General features: G+C 56.9%; 16 protein-coding genes. 7 read left to right on the top strand and 9 right to left on the bottom strand.

The features are described 5' to 3' along the window. Positions 1-50 precede the first annotated feature (50 nt). The 8 genes from hprK to WFM49_RS11540 all read right to left on the bottom strand — a co-directional run bounded on the left by hprK (position 51) and on the right by WFM49_RS11540 (position 5797). Entirely contained in the window at positions 51-977 is a 927-nt protein-coding gene (gene hprK / locus WFM49_RS11575; protein WP_009458650.1) for an HPr(Ser) kinase/phosphatase, read from the bottom strand. Next, positions 949-1449, bottom strand: coding sequence for a PTS sugar transporter subunit IIA (locus tag WFM49_RS11570; RefSeq protein ID WP_051316301.1), 501 nt, complete (start codon positions 1447-1449; stop codon positions 949-951). The genes hprK and WFM49_RS11570 overlap by 29 nt, the downstream gene beginning before the upstream one ends. A gap of 154 nt (positions 1450-1603) precedes the next feature. Beyond that, complete coding sequence (gene hpf / locus WFM49_RS11565; RefSeq protein ID WP_009458652.1) at positions 1604-1930, bottom strand: ribosome hibernation-promoting factor, HPF/YfiA family; 327 nt, start codon at positions 1928-1930, stop codon at positions 1604-1606. Positions 1931-2119: 189 nt separating this feature from the next. After that, positions 2120-2911 carry an LPS export ABC transporter ATP-binding protein gene (gene lptB / locus WFM49_RS11560; protein ID WP_009458653.1) on the bottom strand — a complete coding sequence of 264 codons (792 nt, stop codon included), beginning with the start codon at positions 2909-2911 and terminating at the stop codon, positions 2120-2122. Positions 2912-2929: 18 nt separating this feature from the next. Next, entirely contained in the window at positions 2930-3580 is a 651-nt protein-coding gene (lptA, locus tag WFM49_RS11555; RefSeq protein ID WP_021447173.1) for a lipopolysaccharide transport periplasmic protein LptA, read from the bottom strand. After that, entirely contained in the window at positions 3577-4197 is a 621-nt protein-coding gene (gene lptC / locus WFM49_RS11550) for an LPS export ABC transporter periplasmic protein LptC (RefSeq protein ID WP_009458655.1), read from the bottom strand. Before lptC ends, lptA begins: the two co-directional genes overlap by 4 nt. 2 nt (positions 4198-4199) lie before the next feature. Continuing rightward, a complete protein-coding gene (locus tag WFM49_RS11545) occupies positions 4200-4805 on the bottom strand; it encodes a KdsC family phosphatase (protein WP_250756174.1) in 606 nt (201 codons plus the stop codon). Between the two features lie 2 nt (positions 4806-4807). Beyond that, complete coding sequence (locus tag WFM49_RS11540) at positions 4808-5797, bottom strand: KpsF/GutQ family sugar-phosphate isomerase (RefSeq protein ID WP_254498790.1); 990 nt, start codon at positions 5795-5797, stop codon at positions 4808-4810. A gap of 157 nt (positions 5798-5954) precedes the next feature. Between WFM49_RS11540 and WFM49_RS11535 the strand changes: the two genes are divergently transcribed. The 7 genes from WFM49_RS11535 to WFM49_RS11505 all read left to right on the top strand — a co-directional run bounded on the left by WFM49_RS11535 (position 5955) and on the right by WFM49_RS11505 (position 13533). After that, positions 5955-6521 (top strand): GbsR/MarR family transcriptional regulator, encoded by a 567-nt coding sequence (locus WFM49_RS11535; RefSeq protein WP_026483763.1) that lies wholly within the window; start codon positions 5955-5957, stop codon positions 6519-6521. Further along, positions 6514-8097: a cytochrome ubiquinol oxidase subunit I gene (locus WFM49_RS11530; protein WP_336973320.1), complete on the top strand. Its 1584-nt coding sequence runs from the start codon at positions 6514-6516 to the stop codon at positions 8095-8097. The genes WFM49_RS11535 and WFM49_RS11530 overlap by 8 nt, the downstream gene beginning before the upstream one ends. Positions 8098-8112: 15 nt before the next feature. After that, positions 8113-9264 (top strand): cytochrome d ubiquinol oxidase subunit II, encoded by a 1152-nt coding sequence (cydB, locus tag WFM49_RS11525; protein ID WP_021447171.1) that lies wholly within the window; start codon positions 8113-8115, stop codon positions 9262-9264. 14 nt (positions 9265-9278) lie between these two features. After that, positions 9279-9419 carry a cytochrome bd-I oxidase subunit CydX gene (gene cydX / locus WFM49_RS11520; RefSeq protein WP_009458674.1) on the top strand — a complete coding sequence of 47 codons (141 nt, stop codon included), beginning with the start codon at positions 9279-9281 and terminating at the stop codon, positions 9417-9419. Next, entirely contained in the window at positions 9420-11120 is a 1701-nt protein-coding gene (cydD, locus tag WFM49_RS11515; RefSeq protein ID WP_021447170.1) for a thiol reductant ABC exporter subunit CydD, read from the top strand. After that, complete coding sequence (gene cydC / locus WFM49_RS11510; RefSeq protein ID WP_336973316.1) at positions 11117-12811, top strand: thiol reductant ABC exporter subunit CydC; 1695 nt, start codon at positions 11117-11119, stop codon at positions 12809-12811. Before cydD ends, cydC begins: the two co-directional genes overlap by 4 nt. 170 nt (positions 12812-12981) lie before the next feature. Beyond that, entirely contained in the window at positions 12982-13533 is a 552-nt protein-coding gene (locus tag WFM49_RS11505) for an adenine phosphoribosyltransferase (RefSeq protein ID WP_009458676.1), read from the top strand. A gap of 138 nt (positions 13534-13671) precedes the next feature. Here the strand turns inward: WFM49_RS11505 and WFM49_RS11500 are convergent. Further along, positions 13672-13942 (bottom strand): autotransporter outer membrane beta-barrel domain-containing protein (locus WFM49_RS11500; RefSeq protein WP_336973314.1); only part of this gene is annotated, 271 nt, incomplete at its 5' end.

The raw sequence follows: 13942 nt of genomic DNA, 5'->3' as shown, positions 1-13942 counted from the left end.
AACAGGACAAAGCTGTCAGGGCCGTTAAGTGCCAACCGGCCCTTGAGCGCCTAGTCGTCGCGACTATTCATGATAGCCAATGCCTGGCGCTCGATGAAGTCGCCCATGGTATCAATGCCGCGAAAGGCCAGAATGGTGTTGCGCACGGCGGCTTCCACCAGCACGGCCAAGTTCCGGCCTGCGGCCACTTGAAGCATCACGCGTTTGATGTCCACCCCCAGCACTTCCTGGGTCTGATCCTGCGTAGGCAGACGCTCGAAGCTGTCGGGGTTGGAACGAACCAGGTGCACAATTAGTTTAAGCTTCATTCTACGACGAACGGAGGTTTCGCCGAAAATGGTGCGAATGTCCAGCAGTCCCAGCCCGCGTACTTCCAGCAGGTTCTGCAGCAGAGGCGGGCATTGGCCGTCAATCATGTTGGGAGCCGTGCGGGACAGCTCAACCGCATCGTCTGCAACCAGCCCGTGTCCACGGGAGATCAGCTCCAGCGCCAGTTCACTTTTACCCAGACCGGATTCGCCGGTAATTAACACGCCCAGACCCAGCACATCCATGAACACGCCATGCATGGTGGTTTTGGGGGCCAGACGTTTGCCCAGGTAGATGCGCAGCAAATCGATAAGCTGGGCCGCATCGATAGGGGTGTAGAGCAGCGGCACCCCTTGGGTTTCGCAAAACTGGATCAGATCGTCGGGCGCAACGGCGTCGTTGGCAATGAACAGGGCAGGAACACCGCCTTGCCTGAGATCATCCAGATGATGCAGGCGACGTTTGACGTCAAAGCGGTTGTAAAAAGAGAGTTCTTCAGGGCCGAAAACCTGAATGCGGCCAGGGTGGATCAGGTTCAGGTGGCCGACCAAATCCGCGGCAGAGGCGCCAAGATCGGGGATGGGGCGTTGGGCAGCTTGTTTTCCGGCTGCCCAGCTTACCTCGAGCTTGTCATGATTATCATTGACCAGTTCTTGAACTGTCAGCATCGGGATGTTCCGCGTTGAGATCAGGGGTCTGGGTCAGGAGTTGGTGGATTTGAACAGGGTCCGTTTCCTGGGCCAGCGCCTGGCGGATGTCCTGATCGGCCATCAAACGGGCGATCTCGGCCAACAAGTCCAGGTGAATTTGAGTAGCCGTTTCGGGAACCAGCAAAAAGAACAGCAAGCTGGCGGTACGACCGTCGCTGGCATCAAAACGCACCGGTTCGGCCAAACGCATGAAAACGGCACAAGGCTCCTTCAAGTCCTTGATGCGGCCATGCGGGACGGCTACGTCGTGGCCAAGAGCAGTGGAGCCCAGACGCTCGCGAGCGATCAGGCTATGGAAAACGGCTGTCCGGGCAATGCCGTGATGGTTCTCGAAAATCAGTCCGGCTTGTTCAAAAGCGCGCTTCTTGCTGGTAACAGCAAGATCCAGAACCACGTTGGACAAAGGCAAAATACGCGACAAGAGATTCATGACGGCCATTATAGGGGGGAATGTTTTTTAGCTAAACATTTTTTGGATGGCTAACAACAGGCGGACACTGTGCCAAGAAACACAAAACCCCGAACTTCTGAAAGAACGGGGTTTGTCGGCAGGCGGCTATGCCTGCTGTAACAGTTCGGCGTGATCAGGCTGCCGGAACTTCGAGCCGCTTGGCGGGCTCATGCGCATGGCTGTTTGCCTTTTCCTTGTATTTCAGAATCTGGCGGTCGATCTTGTCGGCTAGCAGATCGATGGCGGCATACAAGTTTTCGTCTGAAGAGGCGCAGTGTATATCTTTGCCGGGGACACGGACGGTCACTTCGGCATTGTGCTTCAGGCGTTCAATGGAAAGCATAACCTGCGAGTCAACCACGTTGTCGAAGTGCTTTTCAATTCGACCAATTTTGCTTTTGACGTAGTCGCGAATGGCAGGAGTTATGTCAAGATTACGGCCAGTGATGTTAAGGCTCATATAGGCTCTCCGTAGTAGTCAAACAACATGTTTCAGAGGGGGGGATATCTTCGTGTTTAGCCTCCTTACTACTGATCTTGGATATTCCAGTATACCTATATGTTGGTCAGATAACATGACCTGGATCAATCTGCGGTGTGCAGGAAAACCCTTGCTCCGACAGGCCCCGTTACAGGGCCACAAGTCGGCTTACATTCGGAAGTTCGAGCCCAGGTAAACCTTGCGCACGGCTTCGTTATCGATGATCTCGGACGGGTGCCCGCTGGTCAGTACCGTGCCTTCGCTGATGATGTAGGCGCGGTCACAGATGCCCAGGGTTTCGCGCACGTTGTGGTCGGTAATCAGTACACCAATATTGCGGCCTTTCAGAAACTGTACGATGCGCTGGATTTCAATCACGGCGATCGGGTCCACCCCGGCAAAGGGCTCGTCAAGCAGAATGAAACGGGGGTTGCTGGCGAGTGCGCGGGCAATTTCTACGCGGCGGCGCTCGCCACCAGACAGGGATAGGGCGGTATTTTGACGAATGTGCGCAATTTGCAGCTCGCTGATCAAGGTTTCCAGGCGCTCGTTGATGTCGTTCTTGCTGATGCTGCGGCCGTTATCGTCCAGCTGCAGCTCCAATACGGCGCGGATGTTTTCTTCGACCGTCAGGCGGCGAAAGACGGACGCATCCTGGGGCAGATAGGACAGGCCCAGCCGTGCCCGCTTGTGCATGGGCATGGCGGTAATGGGCGTGCCATCAATTTCAATACGGCCTGCATCGGCGGGCACAATGCCTACAATCATATAGAAGCTGGTGGTTTTACCAGCCCCGTTCGGGCCTAGCAGGCCCACCACTTCGCCGCTTTCCACATTCAAAGAAACATCCTGCACGACCGTACGTTTGCCGTAGGTCTTGCGCAGTCCTTGTGCAATCAAGCTGCCTTTGGTCGAGTGGCTGGCGCGAGTAGGGGTAGACGGGTTGTTAGAAGCAACCATGATTCAAGGGGGTCCGGGCTATTTGCGGGGGGAGGACTTGCGTTGGCATTCGGCCAGAGCAGCATCGGCATTGGCGCGTGGGCGGGCCACAGAGCGGACCCGGCCATCACGTGTGGCGGAGTCCGAACCACCAAAGGCTTGGTACGTGCCATCTTTTTGGCGGTAGATAATGCGCTGGCCCTGGACAGAGTCCTGCAGCTTGCCGCAAACATAACGATTGACGACTGCCTTGCCAATCAGCTCGACCTCTTCGGTTTTGCCGTTATAGATAGCTCGGACACCTTCGGCGACCATCAGTTCAAACTTGGCCGGGTCTTCCTGACGAATAGTGACACGGGCGCGCTCGGTCACCGTTGCGGTGCCATGCTGGAAACCTTCCGCGTCCTGCTCGATGGCCAATTGGTCAGCCATCAAGGTCATGGCGCCACGGGTCAGGATGATGTTGCCTTTGTAAATGGTCTGCTTGGCAATATCGTCGTAAGTCAGGGTATCGGACAGCACGGAGGTGTCCGGTTCGGCGGCAGCAGAGGCAGCCGCTTGGGCCAGAGCAGGGGCCGTAGGCAGCAAAGCCAGGCTGGCAGTGCTCAGGCACAGGGCCAGGGCACCACGCAAAAGGCTAAGAGAGAGCTTGGGCTTGTGGCCCAGGCGGGCGCTGTCAGGCGTGGTCATGGGGGGGAATCCTTAGAGCTATTGGAAGAACGCGCTTTTTGTGTTTGTTGGCCGGAGATTTTAACGTCGGATTCCGACATGACGTTCAATTGGCGAACGCGATTATCGTAACGCATCCCGGTACCGCGCATGGTGGATTGGCCGTTGACGACCAGGGCCGGTTCGTTGGTGTACACCACGTCCTCTTCGGGCAGGATGATCAGCACTTCGCTGCGCACGTCCATCGCCTCGTCATCAGGTGTGGCCTGGCGGTGAATATGGGCATTGCCTTTCATGGTGATGGTGTCCCCGCCTGCATTCATGTGTGCCGTATCGGAAGTGGCAATGGTCAGGGGCGAATCGGCCCTGTTGCTGACAGCGCGTGGGGAAGTAATGTCGTGCGAGTCGTCATCCGGGTAGTGATAGGCAATCTTGCCATCCAGGCGGCTGATGGCCATCCCGGTCTGGTCGGAGCTGATCATGGTGAAGTCGCGCGCCCAGGAGTCGGGTTCGTGGGTAATGCGGCGTGGCGGGTCAATGGCGACCGAGCTTTGGGTGTAATCGACCGCCCACAGCGTTGCCAGCACCAGCAAGGTCAGCAACAACAGGGAAATGACGGTGGGTAGACGGTCACGCATGATTACTGAATGACTCCCGTGGTCTTCAAAGGACCACCTGTAATAAAGGGCGCAAGGCGACCCTGGGAGGCCAGGATGGCATCACAGCATTCGCGCACTGCGCCGTGGCCGGCCGGCTGTGTGGCTACCCAGCTGGCAATTTGACTGATATAGAAGGGGGCACCAGGCACGCTGGCGGAAAAACCGACGCGCTGCATGGCGGGCAGGTCGATCAGATCGTCGCCCATATAACCCACTTCACTTAGGGACAGGCCGTTTTCCTGAGCCAGGTGGGTCAGGATGGCAATTTTGTCGCGTACGCCCTGGTAAACAAAAGGAATGCCCAGTTCGGCAGCGCGACGCGATACGATGCCGCTTTCGCGTCCGGTAATCAGGGCGACATGAATGCCGCTTTCGCCCAGCATGCGTAAACCGTGGCCGTCCAGAGCGTGAAAGCTCTTGAACTCCTCGCCGTTCGCGCTGTACCACAGGCGTCCGTCGGTCAGCACGCCGTCCACGTCAAACACCATCATGCGCAACTGACGTAATTGGGTGCGCACGTTCTCGGGCAGCTTGGCCAGAATTTGAGCTTCAGCGGGATGGAGCGGGATGGTGGGCGTATTCATCATGATCAGATTACCTTTGCAGCCAACAGGTCGTGCATGTGCAGAGCTCCCAATAGTAGCCCGTTTGTGTCCAATACCAGCATTTGGCTGATACGCAGGGCATCCATTTGCTCGGCTGCTTCGATGGCCAGGGCTTCGGCGGCAATGCTGCGTGGTTCGCGCGACATGCCCTCAGATACTGGCAGATTGCGTATATCGCCGGCACGAGCGATCAGGCGGCGCAGGTCGCCGTCGGTGAACATTCCAACGGGGTGGCCTTGTGCGTCCGTGACAATAGTCATGCCCATGCCTTTGCTGGACATTTCCATCAGTGCATCGGGAATCAGGGTCTCGGGGGAGACGATAGGCAGTTGTTCGCCGCTGCGCATGATGTCGCGCACAAACGTCAGTAGTTGACGGCCCAGTGCACCACCGGGGTGGGAGCGGGCGAAGTCTTCGCGGCTAAAGCCTCGTGCTTCCAGGCAGGCAACGGCCAGCGCATCACCTAATACCAAGGCGGCCGTGGTACTGGCCGTGGGAGCCAGGTTGAGTGGGCAGGCCTCATGCTCTACATGGGCATCCAGATGCAGGTCGGCATTTTGGGCCAGTTCGGACTGGGCATTGCCGGTGATCGCAATCAGTTTGGCACCCATGCGGCGCAGCACAGTCAGCACCGTGACCAGTTCCTGGGCCTGTCCAGAGTAGGAAATGGCAATGACCACGTCCTGCTTGGTAATCATGCCCAGGTCGCCGTGCAGGGCTTCAGCAGCGTGCATGAAAAAAGCGGGAGTGCCGGTCGAGGCCAAGGTAGCCGCAATCTTGCGCGCCACGTGGCCGGACTTGCCTATGCCGGTCACCACCACACGGCCCTGACAGTGCACGAGCAGCTTGGTGGCTTCTACAAAACTTTGGTCCAGACGCCCGCCCAGCGCTTGTAACGCGTCAACTTCAATGGCGAAGGTGCGTTGTGCCGAGGACAGGATATGTGCGGGGTCTAAAAGTGCCGGTGTATTCATGGCGAAATTGTAAACGTGAAGTGTCTGCTTGGCATGTAGATTTGCAGGAGGCAAATTGTAAGGACAGATGGCCTTGGACCAGTGGCAAGCCGAATAGTTTAGGGTTAAGATACGTCTTGTTTTGTAATTTCAGTAATTACTGAAAATTCAGGAAGCCATGAATCTAGGACCACAGGCAGAGCGTTTTATTCTGCATTTTGGGGAGATGGGCGGGCGCTGGGGGGTCAACCGGACGGTGGGCCAGATCTATGCGCTGCTGTTCATTGCCCCCGAAGCCCTCCACGCCGACGAGATCGCTGAAACGCTAGGCATCTCCCGCTCCAATGTCAGCATGAGCTTGCGCGAGTTGCAGTCCTGGAGACTGGTCAACATGACGCACAAGATTGGCGAGCGCCGCGAATACTTTGAATCTCCCAAGGATGTATGGGATATTTTCCGTACTTTGGTGGAGGAAAAGCGTAAGCGCGAGATTGATCCCACATTGACCTTATTGCGAAGTATCCTAATGGAAGCGCCCGTCAATGACGAAGAGGCATATGGGCAGCAGCGCATTAATGAAATGCTGGAATTGATCGAGTTGGCTTGTGGTTGGTTTGACGAGGTTCATCACTTACCGCCCGAGACCCTGCAAAATCTGATGCGTTTAGGTAGCAAAGTTCAGAAAGTGCTGGGGTTCGCCGGGAAGATTCGCAAAGCTGATCAAACTGGGGATCGTCATGATTGATCTGGATGTTGTTACCTTGTCGCGGTTGCAATTTGCTTCCACCGCGATGTTTCACTTTTTATTTGTTCCCTTGACGCTGGGCCTGTCTTTTTTGCTGGCCATTATGGAAAGCGTCTATGTCATGACGGGCAAGGCCATCTGGCGCCGCATGACCAAGTTCTGGGGCGTACTCTTTGGCATTAACTTTGCCCTGGGTGTCGCGACCGGGATTGTGATGGAGTTTCAGTTCGGCATGAACTGGGCCTATTACAGTCACTATGTAGGCGATATTTTCGGAGCACCGCTAGCCATTGAAGGTTTGATGGCTTTTTTCCTGGAAGCAACCTTTGTCGGCCTGTTCTTTTTCGGCTGGGATCGCCTCTCCAAACTGGGACACCTGATTGTTACCTGGCTGGTTGCCATCGGTACCAACCTGTCGGCTCTGTGGATTCTGGTCGCTAACGGCTGGATGCAGAATCCGGTCGGTGCCATCTTCAACCCCCACACCATGCGTATGGAAATGACCGATTTTGCCGAGGTCATTCTCAATCCCGTTGCGCAAGCCAAAGTTGTTCATACCGTCAGTGCCGGCTATGTCCTGGGTGCCATGTTCGTGATGGGTATCAGTGCCTGGTACTTGCTGCGTGGTCGCCATATTGATCTGGCCAAGCGCTCGATGACGGTAGCGGCCAGTTTCGGCTTGGCAGCGTCCCTGTCCGTGGTGGTGCTGGGTGATGAAAGTGGTTACCTGACTACTGAACACCAGCAAATGAAGATCGCAGCCATGGAATCCATGTGGGAAACCGAGGAAGCCCCTGCCAGTTTCAATCTCTTGGCCTGGCCTGATCAGGAGGCCCGTGAAAACCGCTTTGCCGTGGAAATTCCATGGGTGATGGGTTTGATCGGTACACGCTCAGTCAGTACCCCCATGCTGGGCATTAATGAACTGGTCGAACATGCCAAGATTCGTATTGCCAATGGCTTGCGTGCTTACGAGGCACTGCAGCTGGTGCGCGCTGATGACAGCAATATCGAGGCCCGCCGCGTCTTTGACAATAACTGGAAAGACCTGGGCTATGCCTTGCTGCTCAAGCGTTATACGGACGACATTACCAAAGCCGATACCGAGACCATCGCCCAGGCTGCCTGGGATACGGTGCCACAGGTTGCGCCCCTGTTCTGGAGCTTCCGTGTGATGGTGGCGCTGGGGCTGTACTTCATCCTGTTCTTTGGCGTGGCTTTTGTGCTGGCATCGCGTGACCGTCTGCAACGTCACCCGCACTTGCTTAAAGCAGCGGTCTGGAGCATTCCCCTGCCTTGGATTGCGATCGAATGTGGCTGGTTTGTGGCCGAGTTCGGACGTCAGCCCTGGGCGATTGAAGGTGTCTTGCCTACCTACTATGCGGCCTCTGGTCTGTCCTTTGTGGACTTGATGATCAGTATGACCATTTTCCTGTTGCTCTATACCACTTTGGCGGTGATTGGCATCAAGGTCATGCTGCACTCGGTGCGTAAAGGTCCGGACGAGGCTGGCGAGACCGCCACACCTTCCGCTTTGTCTTATGGTTCGCGCAACGCTCCGTTGCTGCGCGGTTAAGGAGGGGGAACCATCATGGAAAATTTGATTCTTCTCGATTACGACACCTTGCGCATCATCTGGTGGTTGCTGCTGGGCGTTTTGTTGGCGGCATTTGCCATCATGGACGGGGCCGACCTGGGTGTGGCTATGGTGTTGCCGCTGGTTGCTCGCACTGATGATGAGCGGCGTACGTTGTACAACGTGATTGGCCCGGTCTGGGAAGGTAACCAGGTTTGGTTGATCGTGGCCGGTGGTGTGGCCTTTGCAGCCTGGCCTTTGCTGTATGCCATGGCTTTCTCGGGCTTTTACCTGGCCATGATGCTGCTTTTGGTCGCCTTGATTGTTCGCCCGGTGGCCATCAAGTATCGCAGCAAGCTCAGCTCGTCGCGCTGGCGTCGTAACTGGGACGCGATCTGGACTGCCTCCGGCCTGGTTTGTGCTCTGGTGTTTGGTGTGGCCATTGGGAACGTCATGCTGGGCGTACCTTTCGGCTTTGACGAGACAACGCTGCGCCCCATGTACCAAGGCAACTTCTTCGGTCTATTCCAGCCCTTTGCTGTTCTGTGTGGCTTGCTCAGCGTCCTGATGCTGGCTTTCCAAGGTGCGGTGGTGGTTGCCTGGAAGGGCAGTGATCATGTGGCTCGTCGTGCGCGTGCCTGGGCCCTGCCGTTGGGCCTGCTGTCCATTGTGGCTTTTGCTGCCGGCGGCTGGTGGATCAGTGCCATGAATGGCTATAGCATGCCTTGGCCCGAGGCGGCCCACGCCATGTCCAACCCGATTGGCAAGACGGTCGATATGGTTGAAGGTGCCTGGTTGGCTAACTATCGTACCTGGCCTGCCTTGTGGGCAGCCCCCATTGTCGGTTTTGCGGGCTTGCTGTTCGGTGCCTTGCTGGCTGGTCGTGGTCGCGGCTTGTTGGCTCTGCTGTTCTCGTCCTTGGCACTGGCTGGCATCATCCTGACTTTTGGTTTTGCCGTCTTCCCATTCCTGCTGCCTTCGTCCTTGAACCCCGGTTCCAGCCTGACCCTGTTTGATGCCTCAGCCAGTCATCTGACCTTGTGGATCATGCTTTTGGTGACACTGGTGTTCTTGCCCATCATCGTGCTCTATACCTCCTGGGTATATAGCGTAATGCGTGGCAAGGTGTCGGTTGCCAGCATGAAAGATTCTTCTCATTCTTACTAAGGAGGCCAGCGCATATGTGGTACTTCTCTTGGGTTCTAGGTTTGGGTCTGGCCTGCGCATTCTCCATCCTGAATGCGATGTGGTTCGAGCTTCGTGAAAACACCGCTTTGCAGAGCGCAGCCGCCTCCAAGGCTAAAGCAGATATCGAGGTCTGATTGACACCGCAAAGTCCAACGGCGCAACAATGGCTGGGGCAATTCTCCAGCCGCGCCCGCACGGCTTTGCGGGCTTCCATGCTGGCCCCCGTGCTGGCCGGCGCTTTACTGATTCCCCAGGCCTGGTTGCTGGCAAAGATTGTGCAAGCAATTGTGGTCGATGGCTTGCCCTGGACAGGGCAGCTTTTCTCTATCCTGATGGTGGCCGCACTTTTGTTGCTGCGTGCCGCTATTTCCGCTTTTGGCGAGCGCCGTGCGCAAAAGGTTTCAGAACATCTGAAACAAGGACTGCGCTCCGAGCTGTTTGCCCGACTCTTCCGCAGTACGATGCCGCGTTTGCGGGCCAGCAATAGCGGCGAACTGTCCACCAGCTTGATCACGCAAATTGAAGCCCTGGATGGCTTTGTGACTCGCTATATCCCTTGCATGGCAGCGGCAGCCCTGGTTCCTTTGGCGCTAGTGCTGGCGGTCTTGCCGGTGGATGGCATTGTTTCCTTGATTCTCTTGTTGAGCACACCTTTAATTCCCCTGTTTATGGCCTTGGTGGGCTGGGGGGCGGAAGCGGCCAGCCGTGAACAACAACAAACAACGCTGCGACTGTCCGGCTTTTTCGCCGACCGGCTGCGCGGCATTTTTACCCTGAGCCTGATGGGGCGTGGGCAGGACGAGTTGCAGCGTGTGGAATTGGCCAGTCAGGAGCTGCGCACACGTACCATGAAAGTGCTGCGAATCGCATTTTTATCGTCGGCTGTGCTGGAGTTCTTCGCGGCATTGGGTGTGGCCGGGATAGCCGTCTACATTGGCTTGGGTTACCTGGGCTATCTGGGCGAGTCCTTCTCGGGCATTAGCCTGCAACAAGGCTTGTTCTGTTTGCTCCTGGCCCCCGAGGCCTACCAGCCCTTGCGCCAATTGGCCGCTAATTATCATGATCGGGCAGCGGCGCGTGCGGCTGCGGTGGAAGTCGACAGACTGTGGGCAAACTTGGGCCAGGATTTGATTCCTGCGGCTCCCACCAGCGCCGACAATGAAGCGGTTTTTCCCAACTTACCGGTACTGGTATTGCGTCATCTGCATTTGCCGCAGTTGGGCGGGCAGGGGACCTTGCTGGAAGTGCCCGGCCTGCAACTTTATATAGATCAGTCATACGCCTTGCTGGGGGCCAGCGGCTCCGGCAAGACCAGTCTGCTGGAAAGCCTGATTGGTTTGCGCCCCTTGGCGCAGGGTGAAATTTTGCTGCGCAACAGCGATACTGCCGGGCGTTTGCTGACGCGCCATGATGGCGTCGTACTGATTTCCCAGCAGGCCTTTTTAGCCATGGGGACCATTGCCGATGGCTTGCGTCTGGCAGCCCCACAAGCCAGTGATGAACAGCTGTGGCAAGCCTTGGAACAAGCCTGTGCAGCCGAATTTGTACGGGCCTTGCCCGATGGTTTGCAAACGGCGCTGGGCGAGGGTGGTTTTGGGCTTTCCGGTGGCCAGATTCAGCGTTTGGCACTGGCCCGCCTGTTTTTGACAGACCCGCATGTGGTCTTGCTGGACGAACCCAGCTCCCGCCTGGATGCGGCGACCCGGAATCGTGTTATGCGCAATATTCTTCGCTTCTGTCAGGGGCGTTGTCTGGTCGTGGCCACGCATGACCAGGAGCTGGCGGCCATGTGCTCGAACCAACTGCACATTGCCCAAGGAGTTCTGACGGCATGAAAGCGTGGTTTCGTCTTTTAGGTTCCAGCCTGCGCGCACGACGTGGGGCCGTATTGTTTACGGTTCTGCTGGCGATCAGCACGGTGGCCGCCGGTGTCGGCCTTTTGGGTGTGGCTGGTTGGTTTCTAAGTAGTGCTTTCCTGGCTACTTTGGGCATCGTGTTCAATCTGTTTGGCCCTTCGGCCATGATTCGTGGCCTGTCTTTTTGGCGTATCGCCTCCCGGTATCTGGAACGCGTCGTCGGCCATGCCCTGACGCTGGATCTGCAAGTACGTATTCGCAGCCTGGTTTTCGGACGCTTGAGCCGATTCAGTCAGTCTCGCTTGGCCCAGTTCCGAGATGGGGAGCTGGCTTCCAGTCTGACCTCTGACGTGGCTGTGCTGGATTTGGTGCTTTTGCTGATTTTGGTGCCGCTGACTACGGCTGTGGTGGCTGGTCTGGTGTTTAGCGCTGTGCTGCAAACCTGGCTGTCCTGGTGGGCCTGGCTGATTCTGGCTTGTTTGCTGATTGCCGCTTGTCTGATTCCGTATATTTGCGCCCGTGGCGCCAGCCGTGCAGCCCAGCAAGTCCATCAACTGGAAAACCGCCAGCGTGTTCTGGTGCATCAGGCCATCCGCGCCTATGCTGATATTCAGGTGTTTGCCGCTGCGGATGCCGTGCAGGAACAAGTGGACAAGCTGGGTCTGGAACTGGGGAAAGCCCGTTTGCGCAGTAATGGCTGGGGCATTGTCGGGCAGTTTTCCCAGCAGGTCTTGATGGGCGTGGCCTTGATGACCTGCCTGCTGGTTGGAGCGCAACAGGTCAATCTGCAAGCCATGAGCGGCCCCTTGTGGGTGGGGCTGGTGTTGGCTTTGCTGGGCTTGTTCGAGATCATGGCACCCATGATGCGCGGTGCGTCCCGCCTGGGAGAGGTTCAGGCAGCCAGCAATCGTTTGCTGACCATTCTGGACGAGCCCGAGGAAACCGATCAGGCGCAAGGGCAGGCGATTGCGTTGGACAAGCCAGCCTCCCTCGAAATCACAGATCTTAATTTTGCCTACGGTTCACAGCCTGTATTGGAGCAGTTGTCGCTGCAAGTCCAAGCTGGTGAGCACATTGCTATTTTTGGCCCCAGTGGTTCCGGCAAGTCCACCTTGCTGGGTGTGCTGATGCGCTTGTTACCTGTTTCGGGAAAGCAGTATCTGGTTGAGGGTAAAGCAGCCCAGCATTGGAGCCGCGCCAGCTGGTTTGATCATTGCGCCTTGTTGGCACAGGACTCGCCGCTGTTTCTGGGCTCGGTGCGAGATAACCTTTTGCTGGCAGAACCGACAGCTTCAGAGCAACAAATCTGGCAGGCTCTTCACGATGCCCAGCTGGACAGTGTGGTACGTGATTTGCCCCAAGGGCTGGATACCTGGCTGGGCGAGGGCGGGCAGCAATTGTCCTTGGGGCAGCAGCGTCGCCTGTGTCTGGCGCGTGTACTGTTGTCGTCTGCCCATATCTGGTTTCTGGACGAGCCTACGGCCAGTCTGGATGGCCCGACCAGTCAGGCCTTGATGCAGGATATTCTGGCCGCAGCGCGGGGGAAAACTGTGATTATGGCGACACACGATACCCGTTTGCTGCCTTTGGTCGATAGCGTTTATCAGTTTGAGGCGGGGCGTTTGCAGTGCAAATCCGGCGCAGCAATGGATACTTTAGGACCAAACTAAAAGGATACTTCGGGTCAAGTCTGTAGCGTTTTTTACCCAGCCGCGTCGTATTAGTACAACTTACGGGCACAAGCCGGGCGAGCCCTTGTTGCTGCTGCCCAATTGTGTACACTTGCAACGTATCCAAGTGCGCCCTTCGCGCCCGGATTTTCTGTTGTAGAAGCTTTGACATGCAAATTGATCCCACCCAGTACATCCGTCAAATCATTCGCAATGTGCCGGACTGGCCCAAGCCAGGGGTGACTTTCCGCGATATCACCACCGTTTTGCAGGACCCACGCTCCTTCCGCGTTCTGATTGACCTTTTTGTCTACCGTTACATGGGACAAAAGCTGGATCTGGTGGCGGGTGTGGATGCGCGTGGCTTTATCGTGGGCTCGGTTCTGGCTTACGAGCTGAACCTGGGTTTTGTGCCTGTGCGCAAGAAAGGCAAGCTGCCTTTCAATACCGTGGCCGAAGAGTACTCCCTGGAATATGGCAATGCCAGCGTCGAGATGCACACGGACTCCGTGCGCCCCGGCCAGCGTGTCCTGCTGATTGACGACCTGATCGCTACTGGCGGTACTTTGCTGGCGGCGGCTCGTTTGCTGCAGCGCCTGGGTGCCAACGTGGTGGAAGCCGCCGCGATTATTGATCTGCCTGAACTGGGTGGATCCAAGGCCGTGACAGATTCCGGCTTGTCGGTTTACACCGTATGTAGCTTTAACGAATCTGACCGCTAATTGCCAGAACCGGCGTATTGCCGGTTCGGCTTTGTAGCCTGAATCCCTGCCATGCCCGGAGCATCGCAGGGATTTTTCATGTCTGTCTGCTGGAGAGCGGGACTGGGGTACTGCCAGCCCCGCGCGTGGTCGTAGTGCTTAGAAACGGACCTTCATGAACAGGGAGCCAGCATGGTCCTGATTACGACCAAACTGACCCTGGTAGTTCAAGCCAAAGGAGGTGCTTTTGCCGGCTTTCAGTTCAGCGCCCAATTCGGCGACAGCAGCATTTTTGGCGATAGGCGCGCCGCTGATGCGGAAGTTGTTGCCGGGCAGTGCGGCAAAGGCCAGTTCACGTTCGGGGGTGGTGTCGCCCAGGGCATGACGCCAGCCTAAACCGGCACTCAAGGACAGCGTGGTTTTGGACAGA

The sequence above is a fragment of the Alcaligenes sp. PF14 genome (assembly GCF_037150615.1).
GTDB classification, from domain to species: domain Bacteria; phylum Pseudomonadota; class Gammaproteobacteria; order Burkholderiales; family Burkholderiaceae_B; genus Alcaligenes; species Alcaligenes phenolicus.
The sequence above is the reverse complement of the archived record's forward strand: the minus strand, read 5'-3'. Positions and strand labels throughout refer to the sequence as shown.